The organism is Micromonospora sp. NPDC048868, from assembly GCF_043198195.1.
Classification (GTDB): Bacteria; Actinomycetota; Actinomycetes; order Mycobacteriales; family Micromonosporaceae; genus Micromonospora; species Micromonospora reichwaldensis.
This window is the reverse complement of the sequence record NZ_JBICUN010000021.1, coordinates 104,566-128,173: the sequence shown is the minus strand read 5'-3', so window position 1 is coordinate 128,173 and position 23,608 is coordinate 104,566. Positions and strand designations below refer to the sequence as shown.

Here is a 23,608-nt window from a genome sequence, read left to right as displayed (position 1 = left end):
GCCGTCGGTGAGCCATTGGCGTTGCCAGGCGGCGTAGTCGGCGTACTGCACGGGCAGGGGCGGCAGGGGGTCGGGTTCGCCGCGGTGGTGCGCGGCGTAGAGCACCCCCAGCTCACGGGTCAGGACCCCCAGCGACCACCCGTCGGAGACGATGTGGTGCATCGTCAGCAGGAGCACGTGCCGGTCCGGGGCGAGGGCGACGAGGCGGCCCCGGAACAGCGGGCCGGCCGCCAGGTCGAACGGGGCGGTGCTCTCCTCCTGCTGGAGCCGGGCCAGGGCGCCGGCAGCATCGGCGTGCCCGGTCAGGTCGTCGAGCCGGAGCGGGAACGCGGCCCCGGGCGGGTCGACGCGTTGGGCCGCCTCGGCGCCGTCGGGCACGATGCGGGTACGCAGGACCTCGTGCCGGGCGACCAGGGCGTTCAGGGCCGCCCGCAGCGCGTCGTGGTCGAGCCGGCCGTCGAGCTGGAGGGCGAGGGGCATGTGGTAGGCGTGACCGACCCTGCCGAGGCGCTCCAGGAACCACAACCGCCGCTGCGCGAAGGAGAGCGGCAGGAGGCCGGAGCGGTCCGGCAGGCGCTCGACCTCGGCGGGTGTCCGCGCCGCCGGGACGCGACCGGGAGCCGGAACACGGGTCGGTTTGTCGTCCGGCAAGTGCGCCCCCTCGATTGCCCGACGGCCCGTCGCGCCACCTGACTGCGCCACCTGACATCGGCCGAAGTGGATCCACAGTAGACGACTCGACAGGTTGGGACCAGGGACCGACGGGCTGGTCCGGGGACCTCAATCCGACACGCGGCTCAGACTTTCGGCCAGCGCGTCGGCGAGCCGTCCGTACGCCGCCCGCAGCACGTGCGGGGCACCCGCCGCGCCGGCCCGGTTGGCCGCCGCCAGGGCGTACGCGCGCACCAGGGCGGCCGGGTACGTCTCGGCGTACGCCGACGCGTCGGCCAGCGCCAGGGCGCCCGCCAGCGCGTCGGCGTTCGCGATGGCGTTGGCGTCGGCGAACGCCTCGGCGTTGGCCCCGGTGCTGAGGTCGGCGTAGTGCGCGGCGAACTCGCCGACCTCGTCGGGGCCGTAGCCGTTGGCCGTCGCGTAGACCTCGGCGTTGGCGTACGCGACCGTCCGGGCCTCGGCGTACGGGTAGGCGGCCCGGTACAGCTCGCGCAGGGCGGGCCGGAGCGCGCCGCGCCACTCGTCGGCCCCGACCCGGTCGCCGGCCAGCGCCCGTCGGTGCAGGTCACCCACCAGCCGGCCGGCGTCGCCGCCGGGCGTCGAGGCGAGCACGCGCGCCTGCCAGTCGTGCACCACCGGGAACGGCACCCGGCCGGCGAGCCTGTCGAGTTCCACGTCGACCCGCCGCCGCCAGTCCGGCGGGGTGGTCGGGTCGTGGCCCTCGGCGAGCGCGGCGAGCACCGCCGCCAGCCAGGCCGGTGGCTCCGGCGGACCGCTCATCCGTCCCACCTCGACGGCCCGTCCATGCCGGCGAGGAGGTCGTCGACGTCGTCGTCGGTCAGCGTGTCGAGGTAACCCGCGCCGTCGGGCCCGGCCGGCGCGCCAGCCCCCGGCGCGCCGGTTCCCGCCGGTGCGGCGCCGGCGGGTGTCGCGCGGTTTCCCGCCCCGGCGGCGGTGACCGCGGCGGCCAGCCCGGCCACGGTGGGATCGTCGAAGAGCGTCCGGACCGGGAGGTCGATCCCGTACGTCGTCCAGACCCGGGCCATCAGCTGGGTGGCCTTCACGGAGTGCCCGCCCAGGACGAAGAAGTTGTCGGCGACCCCGACCGGGCCGGGCAGGCCCAGCAGGTCGGCCACCAGTCCCGCCAGTTCCCGCTCCAGCGGGCTGCGCGGGGCGACGGGTGGCTCGCCGGAGCCGGCACCCCGGCCCGGCGGTGGCAGGGCGCGCAGGTCCAGCTTGCCGCGGGAGGTGCGGGGCACCTCGGGCAGCGCGACGAGGACCGCCGGCACCATGTGCGCGGGCAGGAACCGGCGCGCGTACTCGGGCAGGTCCGCCGGCGGGTCGGCCGAGGGTGGGTCGGTGACCACGTACCCGACCAGCCGTACGCCGTCGTGCGCCACGTCGGACACGGCCGTCACGACCGCGTCGCGGACCTGCGGGTGGCCGCGCAGCACCGCCTCGACCTCCGCCGTCTCGACCCGGAACCCCCGCACCTTCACCTGCCGGTCGGCCCGGCCCAGCGGCTCGATCCGCCCGCTCGGCAGCCAGCGGCCCAGGTCCCCGCTGCGGTAGAGCCGGCCGCCGGGGGTGAACGGGTCGGGCACGAACCGTTCGGCGGTCCAGCCGGGCGCGTCGGCGTAGCCCCGGCCGACCCCCGCGCCGCCGATGCAGACCTCGCCGACCACGCCCGGCGGTACCGGCCGCAGCCACCGGTCCAGCACGTAGACCCGGCTGCCGGTGACGGCCGGGCCGAGGTCCGGCGGCGCCGACCCCGGCTCGACCTCGGCCCCGGTCGAGTAGACGGTCGTCTCGGTCGGACCGTAGAGGTTCCACAGGCGCGTGCCCGGCTCCGCGAGGGCGTCGGCGAGGGCCCGGGGCAGCGCCTCGCCGCCGCTGAGGCGCAGCCGCACCCCCGCCGGCACCCCGCCGGCCGCCACCAGCATCCGCCACGTCGTCGGCGTCGCCTGGAGCATCGTGGCCCCGGTCGTGGCGAGCAGCCGCCGCAGCCGGTTGCCGTCGATCACGTCGTCGTCGCCGGCGACCACCACCGGCGCACCGCACAGCAGCGGCAGGAGCAGGTCGAGCAGGGCGATGTCGAACGCGAACGGGCTCACCGAGAGGACCCGGTCGGCCGGCCCCAACGGGACCATCTCGCGGAACGCGTGCAGCAGGTGCGCCACCGCGCCCTGGGTGACGGTGACCGCCTTCGGCCGGCCGGTCGAGCCCGAGGTGAACAGCACGTACGCCGCCGCCGACGCCGGCACCGCACACGGCGGCGGCAGAACCGGCTGCGCCTCCGCGCCGGCCGGCACCGCCGGCTGTGCCCCGGAGCCGGCCGGCTCCGCCAGGTCCAGCAGGGTCACCGACGCGGCCAGCTCGGCCAGCAGCGGCGCGGGGACGCCGCCGCTGTCCGTGACGACCACCCGCACCCCCGCGTCGGCGAGCATCCCGCGCAGCCGCCCCGGCGGGTGGGTCGGATCGAGCGGCAGGTACGCCGCCCCGACCCACCAGACGCCCAGCAGCGCCGGGAGCGGACGCGCTCCCCGGGGCAGGACGATGCCCACGGTCTCCTGGACCCGTACGCCGAGCCCGCGCAGCCCGGTGGCGATCCGGCCCGCGAGCCCGCGCACGGCGGCGCCGGTCAGGGTCGCGTCGTCGCCCTCGATCACCACCCGGTCGCCGGCGTCGACGTCGGCCACGAGCGCCGCCGCGGTGCACTCCGGCGGCGGGAGGGACCCGGAGCGGGCCGCCGGCCACACCCGGGTGACGAGGTCCGCCGTCGCGGGGGAGAGCAGGTCCACGTCGCAGACGCGGGTCTGCGGGGCGGTCGCCAGCGCGGCCAGGATCGCGCCCAGGGCGTCGGCCAACCGGCCCGCGCCGTCCGGGGTGAAGAGGTCGGTGAGGTAGCGCAGGCGCACCGTCAGCTCGTCCGGGCCGGCGACGGCGGCCAGCTCCAGCTCGAACTTGCCGGTGCCCGTGGGCACCAGCTCCGGCCGCCAGCGCAGCGCCCCCCGCTCCAGCGTCGGCAGGGCCTCCTCGACGGTGCACATCACCTGCACCAGCGGCGCCCGCGTCGGCTGCCGCTGCGGCCGGCACAGCTCGACCACCCGCGTGAACGGCAGGTCCTGGTGGGCCTGGGCGCGCGCGGTGGCGGCGTGCAGCCGGTCGAGCAGCTCGGCGAGCGTCGGGTCGCCGTGCAGCGTCGCCCGGATCGCGACGGTGTTGGCGAAGAGGCCCAGCATCGGCTCGGTCTCGATCCGGGTGCGCCCGGCCACGGGCACGCCGACGAGCACGTCGTCCGCGCCGCCGAGCCGGGACAGCAGGGCCGCGTACGCGGTCAGCAGCACGGTGAAGAGGGTGCTGCCCCGCGCCCCGGCCAGGCGGCGCAGCGCCCCGGCCAGCTCCCCGTCGACCGGCACCGCGACCTCGGCGGCGGCCGGCGACAGCCGGTCGGGGTACGGGTGGTCGACCGGGAGCGGCACCTCCGGCGGCGCACCGGCCAGCTCGGCCGGCCAGAAGCGTTCCGCCTCGGCGTGGCCGCCCGCGTCGTCGTGCTCCCGCTCCCAGAGGGCGAAGTCCGCGTACTGCAGGGGCGGCTCGACGGAGACTGGCGGTCGGCCGGCGCGCAGCGCCGCGTAGTCGGCGGAGAGCTCGTCGAGGAGCAGCCGCACCGACCAGCCGTCGATGATCGCGTGGTGCGCCACCAGCGCCAGGACGTGCCGCTGCGGGGCGAGCCGCAGCAGCCTGACCCGGGTCAGCGGGCCTCGCTCCAGCGGCAGCGGGGTGCGGGCGTGCTCCCGCAGCGCGGCCCGGGCCGCGGCCTCCCGGTCCGCCTCGGGCAGCCCGTCCAGGGCCACGACCTCGATGGCGGTCGCGGGGGCGTCGTCGTCGATCACCTGGATCGGCCGCCCGCCGTTGGCCCGGAAGCGGGTCCGCAGGATCTCGTGCCGGGCGACCGCCGCCGCCCAGGCCCCGTCGAGCGCGGCGGTGTCCAACGGGCCGTCCAGCCACACCGCCCAGCCGACGTGGTAGGTCGGCTGGCCCGGGTCGAGCTGGTCGAGCAGCCACATCCGGCGTTGCGCGGCCGACGCCGGGAACTCGAACACGGCCATCTCAGCGCACCTGCCCGTCGACCGCGACGACCCGCAGCTCGGCGGTGTACCGGCCGTCGGGCCCGGTGAGCCAGAGCTGGTCCGGCGCCGGCAGCATCTCCACCACGCCGACCGTGGCGTCGTCACCGCCGTGCCGGCGGGCCCGGCGGACCGACCGGGACACCAGGTCGACCGAGGCGAGGCTGGTCAGGTCGGCGTGCACCGGTTTCCGCTCGCCCGCGCAGCGCAGGAACACGTGCCGCGGCAGGCCGTGGGCGCCGGCCCAGGCCCGCGCCTGCCGGAACCGCAGCGCCTCGTCGCGGGTGTCGGCGAAGGCGAGGTCGGCGGCGGCGAACGTCCACGACTCGCGGCTGACCACGAGGGAGTCGATGGTGATCCGGGGCTGGTGCGCCGCCGGGGGCAGGACGCGGAAGAGCTGGGACAGCCCGGCGCCGACCACGTCGCCGAGGACGTGCAGCAGGTCCACGTCGAACCGCCCGTCGCGCGACCGCACCCGCAGCCCGCCGGCCACCTCGACCAGGTCGCACTCGCCGACGCGCAGGCTGCGGCGCGGGTCGTGCCCGAACGAGTCGTGCGCGAACACCAACCGGACGTCGTCGGGCCCGGCCAGCGCGTTGCTCTGCCTGGTCGGCACGCCGCCCTCCTGGCCGGTCTCGGCGGGATAGACCGCCCCGGCGCCCACGTCCCGGGCCAGCGCGGCGCGCAGCGCGTCCGCCTCCGGGTGGTAGGCCACCCAGGTGGCGTACCGCAGGGTGTTGACGCCCGGGTGCAGCTCGCCCAGGACCCACTCGTCGCCGGCCCGCATCAGGTCCGGGCTGTGCTGCCGCGCGGTCGGCCAGCCGGGCCGCCCGGGCGGGAAGGCGGCGGCCACCGCCGGGGCCAGCTCCGCCGCCGTGAGCCGGATCCGCCGCCGGTCCGGCGGCAGCGCCAGCACGTCGGCCCAGCGCCGGTGCAGCGCGGCGGTCAGCAGGTCGGTCAGCCGTCGCGGCGGATGGAACAGCGCCTCGCCGGCCAGCAGCCAGAAGTCGGCCAGCGGCACCGCGTCGGTGCCCAGCTCGGCGGCCCGGCGGCGGTAGATTTCCGCGCAGAGGCGGCGGTAGAGCGTCGCGCCGGCGGCGGTGAACCAGCGTGCGCTCTCCAGCACCAGGCCGAGCGCGTCGCGGATCCCGTCGAGGCTCGCCTCGCCGACGCCGACCGAGCCGGCCCGCAGGCACTCCTCGTAGACGGGGGTGCGACCGGCGTACATCGTGCCGGCGCGCCGGGTGGCCGGGACGCCGGCCAGCCGGGTGAAGGTGGCCTCCAGGCCGGCCATCGCACCTGTCAACCGCTCCGGGTCGCCGGCCGCCGAGGTGAGCGCGTCCCGGGCGGCGACCAGCTCGTCCAGGGCGGCGAGCGCGGGTGCGCGCACGGCCTCGTCGGTGACCCGGGCCAGCCGGGCCCGCATGGTCCGCTCCGGCCGGGTGTCGTGCGGCGCCACCTCCGGCTGCCAGGCGATCCGGTGGGCCCCGGCCAACGTCTCCAGCACCTCGTGCACCTCCCGCGTCGAGCGCAGTCCCGAACCCGGCTCGGCCAGCACGGCCCCGGCGACCTCGTGCGCGTCGCGGACCCCGTCGCAGGCGCGCAGCACCGCCGCCTCGGCGTCGGTAAGCGCCACCGGCGGGGCGAGCGGCACCCGCAGCGTCGTCCCGGCCAGCTCCAGGAAGGGCATGAGCCGGGGTACGAGCCACGGGCGCAGCCGTTGCGCGTACGGGGCCAGCACGGCGGCGACCGCCCAGCCCTCCAGGTAGACGGTCCGCTCGGCGAGCAGCGCCGGTGGGTCCGCGGGGTCGACCCGTACGCCGGCGCCCGGCTCGATCCGCGCCCAGCCGACCGGCCCGAAGAACCCGATGGTGTCGTTCTTTGCGCAGTAGCGCTGGAGGTAGCTGGTGACAAGCGCCTCGTGCTGGCGGTGCTTGGTGTTGCGGGTCGGGGCGTCGGCGCCCCGGCGCAGCAGCGCGTCGACGCCGGTGCGCAACGCGTGCGGGTTCTGCCAGGCCACCGCCTCGCGGAAGCGGGGGTGGGCCGCCACCGTGTGCAGCGCGACCGCGAGCCGGCCGACGGCCTCCGGGTACGCCGCCGCGTACGCCGCCTCGGCGGCGGCGACGCCGGCCGGGTCCCCGTCGGCCCGGGCCGCCACCACCCGGTCGGCGGCGGCGGCGAGTTCCGCGTCGCCGAGCGGGGCCAGCAGGTCGACCGGGAGGCCCGCGCCCCGCAGGCAGACGGTCCGCCACAGGGCCCATCCGTCGGTCAGCCGGGCCAGGTGCGCCGGCAGGTCCCGTCCGCTTCCGTGCGGCACCCGGTCCCGGCGGCGCAGCGCCGGCCCGGCCTGTGCCCGGTCCCCGGGTGCCGATCCGGTCGTCGCGTCGATCGTCGCCGCCGTCGCGGCCAGGGTCGGCGCCCGGTAGAACGGGCCCACGCCCAGTTCCACGCCGAACGCCTCGCGGATGCGGAACATGAGCCGGGTGGCGGTCAGCGAGTTGCCGCCGAGGGCGAAGAAGCTGCTCTCCCGGCCGATGCGCGCGGGCGGGCGCCCGCCGGGCAGCAGCCGGGACCAGAGTTCGGCGAGCCGGTGCTCGGTCGGCGAGGCGGGTCCGGCGACGTCGGGATCCTCCTCGGCGGGCCCGGGTGCCGGCAGCGCCGCCCGGTCGACCTTCCCGTACGCGGTCAGCGGCAGCCGGTCGAGGACGGCGTACGCGGCCGGCACCAGGTGGGCCGGTAGCCGGGCGGCGACGTGCGCGCGCAGGCTCGCCTTGGTCGGCGCCGCCGGGCCGGCCGGCGTGACGTAGCCGACCAGGTGGCGCTCCGGCCCGTCGCCCCGTACGCCCACCGCCGCCGAGGCGACCTGCGGGTGCGCCCGGAGCGCCGCCTCCACCTCGCCCGGCTCGACCCGGAATCCCCGGATCTTCACCTGGTCGTCGCGGCGGCCGAGGAACTCCAGCACCCCGTCCGCGCGCCAGCGCACGACGTCACCGGTGCGGTAGAGGCGCTCGCCGGGCGCCTGCGGATCCGGCACGAAGGCCCGGGCGGTGGCCGCCGGGTCGCCGAGGTAGCCGCGGGCCAGCCCGTCGCCGCCGGTGTACAGCTCGCCCGCGACCCCGACCGGCACCGGCCGGCCGCTGCCGTCGAGCACGTGGACGGTGGTCTGCGGCACGGGACGGCCGATCGGCACCCGGTCGCCCACCGGCCCGCCGCCGCTCATCCGGTGGCAACTGGTCAGCGTCGTGTTCTCCGTCGGCCCGTACGCGTTGACCAGCGGTAGCCCGTCGCGCGCGGCGAGCACGGCGCGGACCGCGCCCGGGTCGGCCACGTCGCCGCCGGTGAGGAGCTGCCGGACCCCCGCGAGGGACGTGACGTCCTCCTCGGCGAGCTGCCGGAAGAGCCCGGCGGTGAGGAGGGCGACGGTGACCCCGCCGTCGCGGATCAGGGCGGTCAGCCGGGTGAGGTCGACGGGATCCGGGGGCGCGACCACCGCCGTGGCGCCGGTGAGCAGCGCGCCCCAGATCTCCCAGGTGGACGCGTCGAACGCGGTCGGGGCGACCTGGAGCAGCCGCTCGCCGGGGCCGAGGGTGGCGAAGTCCGGGCCGGCCACCAGCCGCACCACGCCCCGGTGGGTGATCCCGACCCGCTTGGGCGCGCCGGTCGAGCCGGAGGTGTGCAGGACGGCGGCGAGCTGCGACGGGTGGATCCGCCCCGGCGGTGGGCCGGCCGGCGCCGGCTCCCCGGCGGGCGCGTCGACGTCCAGCACCCGGACCGGGCCCAGGTCCGGCAGGTCGGGGGCGGTCGCGGCGGTGGTCAGCAGTAGGCGGGTGCCGCTGGCCGCGAGGAGATTCGCGATCCGGGCGGGTGGGGCGGACGCGTCCACGGGAAGGTAGGCGCCGCCGGCCTTGAGCACGCCCAGCAGGGCCCGGATCAGCGGTTCGCCCCGGGGGAGCAGCACGGCGACAGGGGTTTCCCCGGCGACCCCGTGCCGGCGCAGCGTCCAGGCCAGCCGGTCGGCCGCCCGGTCCAGCTCCGCGTAGGCGACCGCGCGGTCGCCGACCACCAGCGCGGTGGCGGCCGGGTCGTCGGCCACGCGGGCCGCGAAGACCTCGGGGACGGAGTTGTCGCGGGGGTAGGGCCGCCGGGTGGCGTTCCAGGCGGCGCGCAGCGGCGCCTCCCCGGCGGCGCCGAGGTCCAGGTCGGCCAGGCGGGCGTCCGGCCGCTCCGCCAACTCGAGCACGGTGCGGTGCAACTGCGCGAGGATCCGCCGCGCCGAGGCGTCCAGCAGCCTGGTGCCGTCCCACGTCACGCCCAGGCGCAGCTCCGGTTCGTCGAAGGCGTGCACCGTCAGCGGGTAGCCGGGCATCCGGTGTACGCGGGCCGAGCGCCGGGCCTCCTCCGGCCCGCCCTCGGCCAGGGCGGTGGACAGCCGCTGCCGCTCGAACACCACCAGGCTGTCCAGCAGCGGCGTGTCGGGCGCCAGGCCCGCCTGGTCGAGGACGGTGTGCAGCGGGGTGAGCTGGTGCTCGCGGATCCGCCGGATCCGGCCCGCCACGTCGGCGAGGAGCCGCCGCACCGTCCACCCCGGATCGAGCCGGATCCGCAGCGGCACCGTGTTGAGCAGCAGCCCGAGGATCTTCTCGGCGTCCGGGACGCTGTCGTACCGGCAGGATCTCGTGACCGCGAAGGTGACGTCGTCGACCCCGCCGTAGCCGCCGCGCAGCAGCGCCCAGGCCGCGTGGACCACGGCGCTGACGCCGACGCCCGCTACGGCTGCGGCGGCGCGGAGCCGGTCGGAGTCCGGCCGGGTGACAACGACCTCGTGCGAGACGGGCACGCCCCGCGCGTCGGGATCCGTGTCGAGGCGGCCCGGGAGCGCCCGCGGCATCGGGGCGCCCGCGAGGTGACCCTTCCAGAACGCGTCGCCGGTGCTCGGGTCGCGCGTGCCCCACCAGTGCACGAAGTCCGCGAACGGCGGCCGGCGCGGCGGATCCGGCACCCGGCCGGCCCGGCGCGCGGCGTAGTCGGCGAGGACCTCGTCGAGCAGCATCCGGGTGGAGCGGCCGTCGAGGATCGCGTGGTGGAAGGTGACGACGACGTGCTGGTCGCTCAGCGCGGTGACCCGGAGCATCGGCGCCCGGCCGACGTCGAAGGGCTCGTACCGGTCGGTGGCGAGGAAGTCGTCGAGCGTCGTCTCCCGCCACCGCAGGTCGGGTGCCACGGTGGACCGGACGACCTGCGCCACGCCGTGGTCGCCGTCGACCTCGAAGGCCGTACGCAGCACCGCGTGCCGCCGGGTCGCGGCCTGCCAGGCGGCGCTGAACGCGTCCCGGTCCGGCATGCCGTCCCACCTGATCGTGACCTGCTGGACGTCCACCCCGCCGGCGGGCTGCCGGAGCGTCTGCAGCACCATCCCGCGTTGCACGGCGAGGGCCGGATACCGCTGGCAACTGTCGCTCATGCGCCCTCGTCCGGTGCGGCGTCAGCCGGTCGCGGCGTGCTCGTCCATCCAACGCCGCAACGATGCGGGCCGCATGTCCGTCCACACCTCGTCGATGTGGGCGAGGCACTCGGCGCGTGTCCCGGTGGTGCCCTCGCGCCGCCAGCCGGCGGGCACCTCCCGGTCGTCCCACCAGATCGAGAACTGTTCCTCGTCGTTCACGACCACGGCGTACGTCCGGGTGTCGTCGTCCTCAGCGCTCATCGGACCCCCTTCGCCGGGAAGGATTTCAGCCGCGTCGATTCCGTGTCAAGGATCGGTCGATCTTCCGACGTCAGGCGGAGGTGGGCCGTACGGCCGGCTTCGATTCCTCTGTGGACGGCGGTGGCGGCGCGCCGGCGCCGGCGCCGGTCCGCGGCGTCCGGGCGACCCAGCCGACGGCCGGGCCGGCGGCCAGCGCGCAGCCCACGAAGATCGCCGCGACGACCCACCAGCCCCAGCCGCCGGTCTGGATCGCGAGGAGGGTCAGGCCGACCGGCGCGAAGACGTCCGCCGCCGAGCTGATCGTCTGCGCCGTGCCGAGATACACCCCGCGCGACGCGGCCGGCGGCACGTTGGTCTGGAAGAACCAGAGCGCCGCCGAGAACCACAGCTCGGTGGTGGTCACCAGCACCACGACGCCGAGGAGCGCGACGACGGTCCACCCGCCGCCGGTCCGACCCGCGAACGCGGCCAGCGGGCAGGCGAGCGCGGTGACCAGGGCGCCCCGGCGGATCAGGCGGGCCGCGCCGGGGAGCGAGTCGGCGCCGCGCGCCGCCGGCACCTGCAACGTGATCACCAGCACCGTGTTGAGGGCCAGCATCGCGCCGAGCAGCGGCTTGGGGGCGTCGGTGTGGGTGATCGCCCAGAGCGGCAGGATCTCGACGAGGATCACCGAGTGGAACATCATGACGGCGAGGAGCACGGCGCTCGTCGCGTAGGGCAAATCCTTCAGCACCGCCCACCGCGAGGCGGTGGCGGTCCGCTCGTGCCGCACGACCGGCGCGGCCGGGAGCCGCGTCACGAGGCCGGCGTTGAGCAGTGACAACGCGGAGTTGAGCAGCACCATGGCGACGAGCGCGGCGGCGGAGTCGAACGCCAGCGCCACCGCGCCGAGACCGGTGCCGACGGTGAACCCGGCGTTGAGGTACGAGCGGGCGTACGCCATCGTCCGTACCCGGTCCCCGGTCGGCATGGCGGCGGCGGTGTAGATGGTGCGCCCGGCGTTGGCGAACGAGTCGGTGACGGCGGCCACCACCATCAGCACCACGAAGCCCGCGAACGACGTCACGAGCGGGTAGGCGGCGAACGTCAGCGCCGAACCGAGCGCGCCGAGGGCCCAGGACCGCTGCCCGCCGATCCGATCGGCCAGCGCGCCCAGCGGCAGCGAGGTGGCCACCCCGGCGAGGCCCGCGATCGAGAAGCCGACCCCGATCTGCACCGGGCTGAGCCCGAGGACCTCGGTGAAGAACACGATGCTGCCGGTGAGGAAGGTGCCGCTGCCGACGGCGACCATGGCGGACTGGTACGCGATAGCCCGGGGCAGCCCGGGCGGCGGCAGGAGCCGGGACACGGCGAATCGGTGACCGTCCATGGTGCCGGTCAGGCTACCCGGGCGCCCATAGCCGCCCGCCCCGTAGCTGACCGAGACGACAGTGTCACCTATGGTGGGTGCTCATCGACACGGGGAGATCAATGATGTCTGTAAAGATGGCCGTCGCCGTGGCGGCCGGCCTCGGCTCGGTCGTGTTCTCGGTGGTCCCGGCAGCCGCCGCACCCAAGGTGCCGGACGTGACCGTGGACGTGACCAGCGAGCGCTTCATCCTGCCCAGCGACGGCTGGACCTCGGTGGATGCGGTGGCGCGCAACGCCGGCACCAAGGCCGCGGCGGGGGTCCGGCTGGTCTTCACCCTGCCCGAGCCTTTCCAGATCGGGCAGATTGCCACGAGCAACGCATGGACCTGCGGCTTCGCCACGCCCACCGTCACTTGTGACCTGGCGGAGGACCTGGCCCCCGGGGCGTCGGCGCCCGCCGTCAACCTCACCGGATACCTCTACGGCGCGCCGATCGGCGCGCCGATCGAGGCCGTCGCCACGGTCTCCACCACGACGACCGAGCAGGCCGTCGGCAACAACACGGACACCAAGCAGTTCCAGATTGTCGGCAAGGGCACGCTCCGCGGCGTGATCTGGAACGATCTGGACGCCGACGGCATCCGGGAGGCGGGCGAGCCACTGGTCACCAACGTGGGGCTGAGCTTCTGGAGCGTCGACGACAACGACCAGTACGGCTTCTCCAACTCCTACGACGGCACCTACCGCTTCGACGTCCCGGCAAAGCACTACGTCGGCCGAGTCCAGCTGTACAAGAGCAGTTGGCGGTTCACCACGCCAAACGTCGGCGTCGACGACACCGTCGACTCGGACGTGGTGCAGGTCTCCGAAACCACCTACACCAGCAACGGTGAGACGGCGGTCCTGTCCGTGGTGGCGGGAGAGACCATCACTGTCGACATCGGAGTCGTGGCCAACAGCCCCACCCCGTGACCTGACTGGTGGGACGTCGCCCGCAGGGCACCGGCAGCCGTACGCGTCCCGCGAGCCGGACCGGCGACGACGGTGATCCGTCACGGGACGGCGTCCCACCATCCCGGCTCGGTCGGTCAGCTCACCGGCCGGTGGTGCACCACCGGGAGCACCTTGCGGGCCCGACCCGCCGGTGACGCTGGTCGTCGCCATGGCCGTCACCGGGGGCCGGGTATCGAGCGCGCTGCCGCTGACCGGTCAGCCGCGACGGACCCGTCACACCGCGCCGTCCGCGCGCAGCACGAGCCGGTCGGTGGTCCGCTCCCCGATGTACGTCAGGTCGGCGTCCCACCCGAGGCCGGGCACGGCGGGCACCTCGACCAGCCCGTCGGCGCTCACGATCGGGCGGGTGGTGACGTCACGGGCGTAGTACTTGTCGGAGCCGGAGACGTCCGAGGGGAGCGTGAAGCCGGCGAGCGCGCTCAGCGCGACGTTGGCGGCCCGGCCGATCCCGAACTCGTGCATCCCGCCGCACCACACTCCGACGCCGTGCTCGCGCGCGAGGTCGTGCGCCCGTACGGCGTGGGTCAGCCCACCCATCCGCGAGACCTTGACGTTGAGCACGCGTACGGCGCCCAGGCGCAGCGCGGTGACGAGGTCGTCCAGCTCCTCGACGGACTCGTCGAGACAGACGGGCGTATCGATGCGTTCCTGCAGGGCGGCGTGCGCGACGAGTGCGCGCGGCGCGAACGGCTGCTCGATCATCAGCAGGCCCAGGCCGTCGAGTTCGGCCAGGACGGCCCGGTGTTCCGGGGTGTCCTCGTAGGCGCCGTTGGCGTCGACGTGCAGCGGCACGCTCGGATGTGCTGCGCGTACGGCCCGCACCGGGTCGACGTCCCAGCCGGGCGCGATCTTGAGCTTGATCCTGCGGTAGCCCTCGTCGACGCGCAGCCGCACCTGCGCGAGGAGGTCGTCGACGGTGGGTTCGATCCCCAGCGACACCCCCGCCTCGACGCTGCCGCGCGTGCCGCCCAGCGCGTGCGCGAGGGAGCTGCCCTCGGCGGCCGACCACAGGGCCCAGGCGGCGATGTCGAAGCCGGCGCGGGCGAAGTGGTTGCCCCGGACCCGGCCGAGCGTCGCGGCCAGGTCCGCCGGGTGCTCCCAGTCGGTACGCAGGACCAGCGGCGCGAGGTGGTCGCGGGCGACCGCCCAGCAGCTCTCGACGGTCTCGGCGCAGTAGAACGGGCCGCTCGGCGACGCGATCTCGCCCCACCCGACGGCGCCGTCGGTGTCGGTGAGCGTGACCAGGATGTGCTCCAGCTCCCGTTTGGCGTGGGAGCTGGTCTGGAACCGGTGCACGAGCGGCAGCCGTACCCGGCGAAGCTCCACCGCCTCGATCCGCCTCACGCCGTCACCTCGCCGTGCCGGCGGTCCCCGGCCAGCTCGTTATCGGCCCCTCCGCCTCGCCTGCGGTCGGTCACGTTTCCTCCTGGTAGAGATCGAGTTCGGCGGCGAGGGCGTCGCGCTCGCGCAGGCGGCGCCCGGCCCCCTTCGAGCTGGCGATGGTCAGGGTGGCGAGCAGGTGCAGGGCGAGCACCACGGAGGTGGGGGAGTTCGCGTAGGAGGCGCTGTCGGTGCCGATGACGATGCGGACGGCGGCGGTCTCGGCCAGCGGCGCGTCCTCGGCGTCGGTGACGAGGACCAGTTGGCCGCCGTGGCGGACGTAGGCGGAGGCGACGTCGATGGTCTCGCGCCGGTAGCGCGCCATGCAGACGGCCACGAGCAGGTCGCCCTGGCGGATGTCGCTGAGCACGTCGAGGGGCCGCAGCGCCGCGCCGTCGACGAGGTGGACGCCGGAGAGCCCGGCGCTGAGGTCGGCGGCGAGCAGGGACGCGAAGCCGAGCGACTTGCCGTGGCCGAGCAGGTACCGCCGGCGGGCCGACACGATGAGCGCCGCGGCCCGCTCGATGGCGTCCTGCTCGGCGGCCCACGCCAGCGCCTTGCCGAACTCGCTGCGTTGCTGCTCCAGGACCCGCTGCTTGAGCACCTGCGCGGACCTGCGCTGCACGTTGCGGTCGAAGCGCTCCGCCGGGGTCGATCTCTTCGTGGTCATGCCTCAATCCTGTGCGAACAGGTAGCTGACGCGGCCGGGGGTGTCCGCCCGCCGCGCGACGCCGACGAGCCGCCCGCCCGCGGCGAACCGGCCGGCCAGCTCCAGGCGCAGCCGCGCCCGGTCGTCGGGCCCCCGGGCGGCGGTACGGTCGTCGGCGGGCGAGTCGACGGCCGCGTGCCCGTGCCCCGGCGCCCAGGTGCTGCCCCCGGGACGGTCGAGGTCCCACCGGACCAGGACCCGGTCGCTGTCGCCGTCGTCGTAGAAGTCGGGCAGGAAGCGGATCCCGACGGCGCCCAGCACGTTCAGGTTGAAGTGGACGTTGCGCAGCGCGTACGGGTCGAAGGTCCACCGCATCGTGTGCACGCCCGCCCGTCGTGCGGCCTCGGCCTGGGCGTGCTTGAGCAGGCGGCCGACGCCGCGCCCCTGCGCCCGCGCGTCGACGACGGCCGCCTGCGAGTAGTGGTAGAGCTCGCCGTGCTCGACGCCGGTGAAGCCGTAGCAGAAGCCGACGAGGGAGCCGTCCTCGTCGAACGCGCCGACCGCGGTCCCCGCGTTCTCGCCAAGCGCGGCCAGGAGGCGGGGGCTGACGGCGTGCTCGGGGCCCTCGTAACCGAAGACGCTCCGGTAGAGCGCCGACGCCGCCGTCCACTCGGCGAGCCCGGCGAGGTCACGCGCCACGATCCCTTGCGCGTCAGCGGTCATCAGCCACTCCCTAGCAATGATAGCGATCGTATGTTGCACATGCTGCCGTTGATCGCGCCCGTTGACAAGACATTCGAGTGAAACATATGGTCCGCATATGTCGTCCTCGGGATCCAGTGCCGCGCTCGACGCGCTGCACCGCTACACGCTGCACGAGTCGCCGACCGGTGACCGGCGGGCGCTGGCCGCGCTGGCCGACGTGCTCGACGCCGACGCCGCCCGCGCCGGCTTCGACACCGCCCGGGTGCCGCACCCGAGCGGCGACCATCTGGTCTGGACCCTCCCGGCGCGAGGGGTCGCGAGCGATCCGGTGCTGCTGCTGACCCACTACGACACCGTCTGGCCGGTCGGCACGCTGTCCGGCATGCCGTGGTCCGTCGAGGGGGACGTCGTCCGCGGTCCCGGCGTCTACGACACCAAGGCCGGGATCGTCGCACTGCTCGCGGCGGCGGCACGCGTCGAGCGGCAGGGTGCGCCGCACCCCGAGATCCGGGTCCTCGTCGTCGCCGACGAGGAGATCGGCTCGCCCACCGCCACCGGGCTGGTCCGGGCCGAGGCGGCCCGGGCCCGCGCGGTGCTCGGCCTGGAACCGCCGCACCCCGGCGGCGACCTCAAGACCGGCCGACGCGGCAGCACCCGGGTCCGCATCGAGGTCACCGGGGTCGAGGCGCACGCCGCGCTCGACCCGGACGCCGGCGTCAACGCCATCGACGAGCTCGTCGACCAGCTCGTGCGGCTCCGCGCACTCGTGCAGGGCCGGCCGGTCCTGCTCAACACCGGCACCATCGCCGGCGGGGGGCGGACCAACGTGGTGGCCGGCGCGGCCCACGTCGAGCTGGGACTGCGCTTCACCGACCCGGCCGACGAGGACGCCGTCCTCGCCGGCCTGCGGTCGCTGCGCCCGGTGCGCGACCGTGCCCGGCTCGACGCCCGGCTGCTCTCGCACCGGCCCACCTGGCGGCCGGACGAGGCGGGTGCGCACCTGCTCGACCGGATCGTGGACATCGCCGCCGGCCTCGGTCAACGCCTCGCCGGTCGGCCGGCGGACGGCGCCGCCGACACCAACACGACGGGTGCGCTCGGCCGTCCCACCGTCGACGGGCTCGCCCCGCCCGGTGGTGGCGCACACGCCCGGCAGGAGTGGGTCTCGGCGGCAGGCATCGACGCGCGCTGCGAACTGCTGGCAGCGCTGTTCACCGGCCTCCACACCGCGGCGGCGTCCCCTGGAGGCGGTGCCTGACCCGGGCACGCGCCCCCGGCAGCCGGGACGGCTGGCGCGACCCGACCCGCCGCGTGCAGGTCAGTGCGGTCCGGCGTACCGCGTGGCGCGACCTGGCGCGCCGCGCGGCGGATCGGCGCGACCCGACCCGCCGCGTCGCGGGTCAGCGCGATCCGGCGCGCCGCGTGCGGATCAGCGCGACCAGCCCCACGGCGATCAGCGCCAGTCCGAGCGCTCCGGCCGCCAGGAGGTAGGTCACCACGGCGCTGGCGCGGCCGGTCCCGTCGCCGGCGGCGCGGGCCGTCGGCCCGGGCGTGGTGGGCGGCGCGGAGGAAGGAACGGCCGCCGGCAGCGGGTAGCGCCGGACCACGGGCAGCGTCCCCGGCGGCTGGTCGGCGGTTTCGGACACGGTGAGCAGGGAGCGCCCGTCGCGGCTGTAGGTGACCGACTCGCCCTGCGGTTCGTCGGGCAGCGCGACGATCCGGGGCATCCCGCCGGTCAACGCGGCGACCACGTCGCCGTCGGTCACATCGAACTCGTACGCGTCCGCGTAGGTGCGCAGGACGATCCGGCGCCCGTCCGGTGCGGTGGCGGCGCCGGTGACCGCCGTGCGACCGAGCGCCCCGAACGGGTTGCTCGTCGTGGAGGCCGGCAGCCGGACCTGTCCCACCTTCACCAGCGGTGTCGTCGCACCCGGACGCGGGGCGGCGCTCGGGGCGTACAGGTTGGCCGAGTACTTGGAGACGACCACCGGCCGGTCGTCGCCGGTCACGAGCAGGGCCTCCGCGTCGTGCGGGCCGTCCGGATAGGCCATCCGGTACAGGACCGGGCGGCCGGCTCCCGGCGGCAGCTTCCACACCGCGATCGTCTGCCGGGACCGGTCGTTGTCCCCGATGTCGGCCACCCAGACCGTGCCGTCGGCCCCGACGGCGAGGTCCTCGGTGTCGCGCGGCCGGGACGGATAGGACACGGTCCGCACGACGGAGCACCTGTCGTCCAGGAAGAAGATGCGGCGGCGGGCCTCGTCGTCCGCGCCGTCGTTGATCATGACGAAGCCGCCATCCGTCGCGGCCATGCCGGAGATCTCGCTCAGCCGGCCGCCACGCACCTCGCACACCGGCGTACCGGGGGCCGCAGCGGGTGTCGGGTCGGCCACGGCCGCACCGGGGGCCGTCGCGACGGCGAGGACGACGACCGTCCCCGCCGCGACCCGCAGCCTCCGGGTCCGGTTGCCTCGTCGCCTCACCCGCAGTCCCTTCAGTGCCGGTCCGCCCGTCCGGCGGCCCGGCGCGGTTCGCGGACCGGCGGTCCACCCCCGCCGGCCGGGCGCCCCGCCGGGCGTCGTGACCGGCTGTCGTCCGCCCGGCTCCGGTGCGTCGCCGGCCCCCACGTGAGCGGCGTCCGGGCGCGTGACCAGGGGATGAGTGTATGACCCGGGGGCGCGGCCCCGGTCACGGCCCGCCGTGCGGCGACCCGGCCCGCCGCCGTCGCCGCGACCGGAACCGATGGCGCCGCCGTCCGCCCGCACCCGCCCGGAGGGGGCGGCACCGGGCCGGGACCCGCCCGGCGCCGGCGGCGTACGCTGCCGCGATGACCGCACCGGCCCGCATCCTCGTCTACGGGGTGTACGGCGCCGGCAAGTCCACGCTGGCGGCGCGGCTGGCCGAGCTGCTCGGGTCACCGTGGCATCCGGTCGACGACCTGCTGTGGCAGCCGGGCTGGGTGGAGGTGCCGGTCGCGGAGCAGCGCAGCCGGATCGAGGCGGTCTGCCGCCGCGACCGCTGGATCCTCGACGGGGCGTACCACGGGTGGCGCGACGTGGTGCTGGCGCGCGCCGACCTGGTCGTCGGCCTGGACTATCCACGCTGGCTCTCCTTCTGGCGGCTGCTGCGGCGTACCGTCCGCCGGCTGGTCAGCGGCGAGGAGATCTGCAACGGCAACCGCGAGTCGCTGCGCAGCGTGCTGTCCCGGGAGTCGATCCTGGTGTGGCACGTCACCGCGTTCGGTCGGGCCCGGCGGCGGATGCGCGCCTGGCAGGCCGATCCGGCCGGGCCACCGGTGCTGCTGTTCCGTTCCCCGGCGGCCCTGGAGCGCTGGCTGTCCGATTTCACCCGACGATGAGGACCGGCCCCGGCGAGCCCGGCACGACCGTCGGAACCGGCCCACCGGTGGGGGACTCCGGCCGACCGTGGCGTCGGCGCTGCTGGCCCGGCAGGGATGGACGGACACCATTGCCTCGGTCTCGGTGATCACCTAGGTTTCACACGATCGCACCCAGCCGCACCGAGCACTCCCCGGCTCTGGCCAGGCAGCGAGACAGCACCGATCGCGCCGCTCAGTGACTTAGGAGCTCACCGTGGCACAGCACCCCTCCCGTCGGCGAACACCGGCCCGTCTGGTCGCGGCGGTGGCGGCGAGCACCATGCTGCTCGCTGCGGCCCCCGTGTCCGCAGCCGCGGCGCCCTCCAGCGCGCCGCTGTCGGCCACCCGGCAGGCACCCGAGGGGCCGCCCCGCCCGGCGTCCGGCCTGCCGCAATCCAAGAGCGGGCTCTGGCTGGTGCAGTTGGACAAGCCGTCGTTGATGGCCGCCACCCGGGGCACCGGGGCGCGCGCCGGCAGGATCGACGCCCGGTCCGCGGCCAGCACCCCCTACGCCAGGGAACTGGCGCAGCGGCAGGACACCGTGGTGGACGAGATGGAGGCCGTCCTGGGGCGCTCCGTGCGGGTCGCCCACACCTACCGGAACGTGGTCAACGGACTGGCGGTGGCGCTCAGCGCGGACGAGGCGGCGCAGCTGTCCGGCCTGCCGGGGGTCAAGGCGGTCGTGCCCGACGAGATCCTGGAGCTGACGACCGACACCAGCAACGCGCTGATCCAGTCGCCCGCGGTGTGGGAGGGCCGGACGGCGGAGAACGTCGGGACCCGTGGCGAGGGCGCCATCGTCGGGATCCTGGACTCCGGCATCAACCCCGACCACCCCTCGTTCGCGGCCGTGGACGGTGACGGCTACCGGCACACCAACCCGTACGGCGCGGGCAGGTACGTCGGCGTCTGCGCCCCGAGCCACCCCCAGCACAAGGCGATCTGCAACGACAAGCTGATCGGCGCCTGGTCGATGGTCGGCACCGACGCCCGGGACGACAACGGCCACGGCAGCCACACCGCCTCGACCGCCGCCGGCAACCGGCACGAGGCGACCATGACCGTCGGCACGAGCACGCACAAGCTCACCGTCTCCGGGGTCGCGCCGCGGGCCAACGTCATCTCCTACAAGGTCTGCATGGCGATCGGCTGCCTCTCCTCGGCGACGATCGCGGCGGTGGACCAGGCGATCGCCGACGGCGTGGACGTCCTCAACTACTCGATCTCCGGTCGCGACGACCCCTGGAAGGACCTCGTCGACCAGGCGTTCCTGGAGGCGTACTCGGCCGGCATCTTCGTCGCCGCCTCCGCCGGCAACAGCGGCCCGGGCCCCAGCACCGTCGCGAAGACCGCGCCGTGGAACATGTCCGTCGCCGCGGTCAGCCACGAGCGGGTCATCGCCCACCGGCTCGACGTGACGGGGCCGACGCCCGTCCCGGCCGCGCTCACCGGCATCGCCGCCGTGATCGGGGAAGGCTCGCCGAACCCGCCCATCGAGGGTGCGATCCGGTACTCCGGCGCCGTCGCCGCGGACAACGTGCAGGCCTGCCTTCCGTTGCCGGCGGCGGCGTTCAGCGGCAGGGTCGCCCTGCTGCCCCGGGGCGGCTGCGACTTCTCCGTGAAGGTCAAGAACGCCACCGCCGCCGGCGCGACCGGCGTGGTCGTGCACAACCAGTACAGCGGCCCGCCGATCACGATGGGCGCGCTCGCCGGGACCACCATCCCGGCCGTGATGGTCTCCCTCGCCGACGGGCAGCGGCTGCGCGAGCACGCGGCGGCCACCGACGGCCCCGTCACCGTGCGCGTCGACCCCGGCAGCGAGGTGCTGCGCGACGGCGACTGGACCGACGTCGTGGCCGACTTCAGCTCGCGCGGTCCCAGCAAGTTCGACATGCTCGCGCCCACCGTGGCCGCCCCGGGCCGCAACATCCTCGCCGCCACCATGGCGACGAAGGACAACCCGGCCCCGTACGCCTTCATGCAGGGCACGTCCATGTCGTCGCCGCACGTCGCCGGTGCCGGCGCGCTGCTGGCGGCGCTGCACCCCGACTGGTCGCCGACGCGGATCCGCTCCGCGCTTGCGGTCACCGCGGACCGCGACGGCGTCGTCAAGGAGGACGGCCGCACGCCGGCCGACGCGTTCGACATGGGCTCCGGCCGGATCAACCTGGCCCAGGCCGCCCGGACCGGCATCGTGCTCGACGAGACCGCCGCGAACTTCGTCGCGGCCAACCCCGACGCCGGTGGCGACCCGCAGACGCTGAACCTGCCGGCCGTGGTGGAGCACCACTGCCTCAAGGTCTGCACCTTCACCCGGACGGTGTCCAGCGTGGCCAAGGTGGCCGCGACCTACCAGGTCACGCCGCAGGCCCCGGCCGGCGCGCGGATCACGGTCGCGCCGACGCAGTTCACCCTGGCGCCCGGCGCGAGCCAGGAGCTGACCATCACCCTGGACGTCACCGGGACCGCCCGCAAGAACTGGCTCTTCGGCGCGATCGACCTGACCACCGACGCCCGGCACGCGCCGGAGGGGCAGTCGATCGCCCAGGCGCACTTCCCGGTCGCCGTCCTTCCCGCGGCCCCGGACCTGACCGTGGACAAGACCGCGCTCAGCTCCAGCATGGACGTCGCGCAGAACGAGACCCACACGGTCAAGGTGGGCAACGCCGGCGGCGCCGAACTCACCTGGCGGGCGACCGGCGACGGCGACGACTGCGACTGGCCGACCTGGGTCAAGGTGACTCCGGCACAGGGCACGCTTGGCGCGTTCAAGAGCCAGGACATCCAGATCACCCTCGACTCGACCGGCCTGGACGACGGCGGCGTGTTCAAGGCCAACCTGTGCCTGGCCAGCAACGACCAGGACCAGCCGACGACGACGATCGCGCTGGAACTGACGGTGGTGCCGGTACCGAAGATCGAGGTGGCGCCCAAGTCGATCTCCGCGCGGCAGCCGGCCGGGCTGGTCACCAGCCAGAAGTTCGCGGTACGCAACGCCGGGCACGGCGTGCTGGACTGGCGGCTGGACGACCCGGACGCCGGCCCGGACGACGAGCGGATCCGGCTCCTGCGTGACGGTGTCCTGCTGATCCCGAACTCGGCAAGCGCCACCCGTGGGGTGATGGCGTTCGATCCGCAGACCGGAAAGCAGATCGACCCGCAGTTCATCCCGCACTTCAAGTTCGACCCGACCAGCAACCTCTACACGCCGTTCCAGGTCATCGCCAAGCCGGACGGCAGCGGCTTCCTCATGTCCGACCAGGTCAATTCGGTGATCACCGAACACGCCCTGGACGGCAGCTTCCGGCGGATCTTCGCGCCGGCCGGCGGCGTGGACGACCCGAAGATCATGACCAACACCCGGGGTATCGCGCTCTCGCCGCGCGGCACCGTGCTGGTGACGGTCGCGTCCCAGACTAACGCCAACTCGGTCGTCGAGTTCGACGCCGACGGCAAGTACCTGGGCACGTTCGTCGCTCCGGGGACCGACGGGCTGAAGGGACCGTGGGGCATCCTGTTCCGCGGCGACGACATGCTCGTCTCGGGCAGCGACAGCGACGCCATCCACAGCTTCAAGAAGGACGGCTCCGCCGCCAACGCCCGCTTCTTCGAGGGGCTGAGCTGGCCCGGTCAGCTCGCGGAGATGCCGAACGGCAACGTGCTCGCGGCGAGCTGGGGCAGCGGCTCCGCCCCCGGGGTCTGGGAGATGGACCGCGACGGCAAGCTCATCGGCGTCTACACGCCTCCCGGTGGCAGCGGTTACCAGGGCGTCCACCCGCTCGGTAACGGCAACATCCTGACCACCAGCTCCAAGGGGGTCCACGAGATCGACCGCTCCGGCCGCCTGGTCGAGGTCGAGAACGACAAGGGCGCGGCCCGGTTCATCACCCACGTCCGGCTGCCCGACCTGCAGCCGTGCGTGACGCCCGACGAGGTGCCGTGGCTGACGGCGTCGCGGACGTCGGGCGGCACCGGCGCCGGCAAGTCCACCGAGGTGACGCTCTCGATGGACAGCACCGGCCTGGCCGCCGGTACGTACCGGGCCCAGCTCTGCGTCACCAGCGACGATCCGTCGAACCGGCTGTCGACGCTGCCCGTGACGCTCGAGGTCACCGACCAGACCTGCGCCCAGGTCGTCAGCGGTGAGCGTCGGGGTCCGCTGCCGGTCAACGGTGGGGTGACCTGCCTCGCGCCGGGTGCCACGGTGTTCGGGCCGGTAAACGTCGCGAAGGGCGCGGGCCTGATCGCGCTCGGCGCCAGCGTCAGCGGCCCGGTGACCGCCACCGGGGCCACGGTGGTGGAGCTGACGGGCAGCACGGTCGACGGCCCGCTGTCGGTCACCGGCGTCACCGGTTCGGTGCTGATCGCCGGGACGCGGGTGACCGGTCCGGTCAGCGTGGTCGACAGCCGCACCGGCGGCACGCCGGTCGTGGTGTCGGGCAACCGGATCGACGGGCCGCTGCGGTGCGTCGGCAACCAGCCGCCACCGGTGGACAACGGGGTGGCCAACACGGTCAGCGGCCCGACGTCCGGCCAGTGCCGCGGGTGGTGAGCGGACCGTCCCACCAGGCCCGTCGGTGACGTGGCCGGGCCCGCCGGTGCGGTCGCCGTCGCGACCGCACCGG

Annotated in this window: 14 protein-coding genes; 4 read left to right on the top strand and 10 right to left on the bottom strand. The window is 75.3% G+C overall.

Annotation, left to right across the window (positions count from 1 at the left end):
* The 6 genes from ACGFNF_RS26000 to ACGFNF_RS25975 all read right to left on the bottom strand — a co-directional run.
* The coding region (locus tag ACGFNF_RS26000) for a condensation domain-containing protein (protein ID WP_393171273.1) at nt 1-651 on the bottom strand (651 nt) is incomplete at its 3' end.
* A 129-nt stretch (nt 652-780) separates the two neighbouring features.
* On the bottom strand, nt 781-1,452 hold the full coding sequence (locus tag ACGFNF_RS25995; RefSeq protein WP_357580407.1) for a hypothetical protein: 672 nt from the start codon (nt 1,450-1,452) through the stop codon (nt 781-783).
* Nucleotides 1,449-4,784: an amino acid adenylation domain-containing protein gene (locus ACGFNF_RS25990; protein WP_393171270.1), complete on the bottom strand. Its 3,336-nt coding sequence runs from the start codon at nt 4,782-4,784 to the stop codon at nt 1,449-1,451. Before ACGFNF_RS25990 ends, ACGFNF_RS25995 begins: the two co-directional genes overlap by 4 nt.
* 1 nt (nt 4,785) lies before the next feature.
* Complete coding sequence (locus ACGFNF_RS25985) at nt 4,786-10,263, bottom strand: amino acid adenylation domain-containing protein (RefSeq protein WP_393171268.1); 5,478 nt, start codon at nt 10,261-10,263, stop codon at nt 4,786-4,788.
* Between the two features lie 21 nt (nt 10,264-10,284).
* The gene (locus tag ACGFNF_RS25980) at nt 10,285-10,506 is read right to left on the bottom strand and encodes an MbtH family protein (RefSeq protein ID WP_132240715.1); all 222 of its coding nucleotides are present in this window, start codon (nt 10,504-10,506) and stop codon (nt 10,285-10,287) included.
* 70 nt (nt 10,507-10,576) lie between these two features.
* The gene (locus ACGFNF_RS25975; RefSeq protein WP_393171266.1) at nt 10,577-11,875 is read right to left on the bottom strand and encodes an MFS transporter; all 1,299 of its coding nucleotides are present in this window, start codon (nt 11,873-11,875) and stop codon (nt 10,577-10,579) included.
* 104 nt (nt 11,876-11,979) lie between these two features.
* Here ACGFNF_RS25975 and ACGFNF_RS25970 point away from each other — a divergent pair, with 104 nt between their 5' ends.
* Nucleotides 11,980-12,828 carry an SdrD B-like domain-containing protein gene (locus ACGFNF_RS25970; RefSeq protein WP_393171264.1) on the top strand — a complete coding sequence of 283 codons (849 nt, stop codon included), beginning with the start codon at nt 11,980-11,982 and terminating at the stop codon, nt 12,826-12,828.
* A 255-nt stretch (nt 12,829-13,083) separates the two neighbouring features.
* On the opposite strand, the gene menC is transcribed toward ACGFNF_RS25970, so the two are convergent.
* From menC to ACGFNF_RS25955, 3 genes are all read right to left on the bottom strand, one after another.
* On the bottom strand, nt 13,084-14,214 hold the full coding sequence (gene menC / locus ACGFNF_RS25965; RefSeq protein WP_357580403.1) for an o-succinylbenzoate synthase: 1,131 nt from the start codon (nt 14,212-14,214) through the stop codon (nt 13,084-13,086).
* Between the two features lie 70 nt (nt 14,215-14,284).
* Nucleotides 14,285-14,920: a MurR/RpiR family transcriptional regulator gene (locus ACGFNF_RS25960; RefSeq protein WP_393171262.1), complete on the bottom strand. Its 636-nt coding sequence runs from the start codon at nt 14,918-14,920 to the stop codon at nt 14,285-14,287.
* Between the two features lie 3 nt (nt 14,921-14,923).
* Entirely contained in the window at nt 14,924-15,622 is a 699-nt protein-coding gene (locus ACGFNF_RS25955; RefSeq protein ID WP_357580401.1) for a GNAT family N-acetyltransferase, read from the bottom strand.
* Nucleotides 15,623-15,719: 97 nt separating this feature from the next.
* Here ACGFNF_RS25955 and ACGFNF_RS25950 point away from each other — a divergent pair, with 97 nt between their 5' ends.
* On the top strand, nt 15,720-16,862 hold the full coding sequence (locus tag ACGFNF_RS25950; protein WP_357580400.1) for a M20/M25/M40 family metallo-hydrolase: 1,143 nt from the start codon (nt 15,720-15,722) through the stop codon (nt 16,860-16,862).
* 142 nt (nt 16,863-17,004) lie between these two features.
* Here ACGFNF_RS25950 and ACGFNF_RS25945 read toward each other — a convergent pair whose 3' ends face one another.
* Nucleotides 17,005-18,087, bottom strand: coding sequence for a hypothetical protein (locus tag ACGFNF_RS25945; protein WP_393171260.1), 1,083 nt, complete (start codon nt 18,085-18,087; stop codon nt 17,005-17,007).
* A 344-nt stretch (nt 18,088-18,431) separates the two neighbouring features.
* Here ACGFNF_RS25945 and ACGFNF_RS25940 point away from each other — a divergent pair, with 344 nt between their 5' ends.
* Together ACGFNF_RS25940 and ACGFNF_RS25935 are read left to right on the top strand one after the other, a co-directional pair.
* The gene (locus tag ACGFNF_RS25940) at nt 18,432-18,962 is read left to right on the top strand and encodes an adenylate kinase (protein ID WP_357580398.1); all 531 of its coding nucleotides are present in this window, start codon (nt 18,432-18,434) and stop codon (nt 18,960-18,962) included.
* 235 nt (nt 18,963-19,197) lie between these two features.
* Nucleotides 19,198-23,535 carry a S8 family serine peptidase gene (locus tag ACGFNF_RS25935; protein WP_393171258.1) on the top strand — a complete coding sequence of 1,446 codons (4,338 nt, stop codon included), beginning with the start codon at nt 19,198-19,200 and terminating at the stop codon, nt 23,533-23,535.
* The last annotated feature ends 73 nt before the right edge of the window (nt 23,536-23,608 follow it).

Bases quoted from the DNA above. Each gene is read 5' to 3' on its own strand.
- ACGFNF_RS25955 (WP_357580401.1), bottom strand. From the start codon at position 15,622: ATGACCGCTGACGCGCAAGGGATCGTGGCGCGTGACCTCGCCGGGCTC.
- ACGFNF_RS25960 (WP_393171262.1), bottom strand. From the start codon at position 14,920: ATGACCACGAAGAGATCGACCCCGGCGGAGCGCTTCGACCGCAACGTG.
- ACGFNF_RS25980 (WP_132240715.1), bottom strand. From the start codon at position 10,506: ATGAGCGCTGAGGACGACGACACCCGGACGTACGCCGTGGTCGTGAAC.
- ACGFNF_RS25940 (WP_357580398.1), top strand. From the start codon at position 18,432: ATGACCGCACCGGCCCGCATCCTCGTCTACGGGGTGTACGGCGCCGGC.
- ACGFNF_RS25970 (WP_393171264.1), top strand. From the start codon at position 11,980: ATGTCTGTAAAGATGGCCGTCGCCGTGGCGGCCGGCCTCGGCTCGGTC.
- ACGFNF_RS25990 (WP_393171270.1), bottom strand. From the start codon at position 4,784: ATGGCCGTGTTCGAGTTCCCGGCGTCGGCCGCGCAACGCCGGATGTGG.
- ACGFNF_RS25950 (WP_357580400.1), top strand. From the start codon at position 15,720: ATGTCGTCCTCGGGATCCAGTGCCGCGCTCGACGCGCTGCACCGCTAC.
- ACGFNF_RS25975 (WP_393171266.1), bottom strand. From the start codon at position 11,875: ATGGACGGTCACCGATTCGCCGTGTCCCGGCTCCTGCCGCCGCCCGGG.
- ACGFNF_RS25995 (WP_357580407.1), bottom strand. From the start codon at position 1,452: ATGAGCGGTCCGCCGGAGCCACCGGCCTGGCTGGCGGCGGTGCTCGCC.
- ACGFNF_RS25985 (WP_393171268.1), bottom strand. From the start codon at position 10,263: ATGAGCGACAGTTGCCAGCGGTATCCGGCCCTCGCCGTGCAACGCGGG.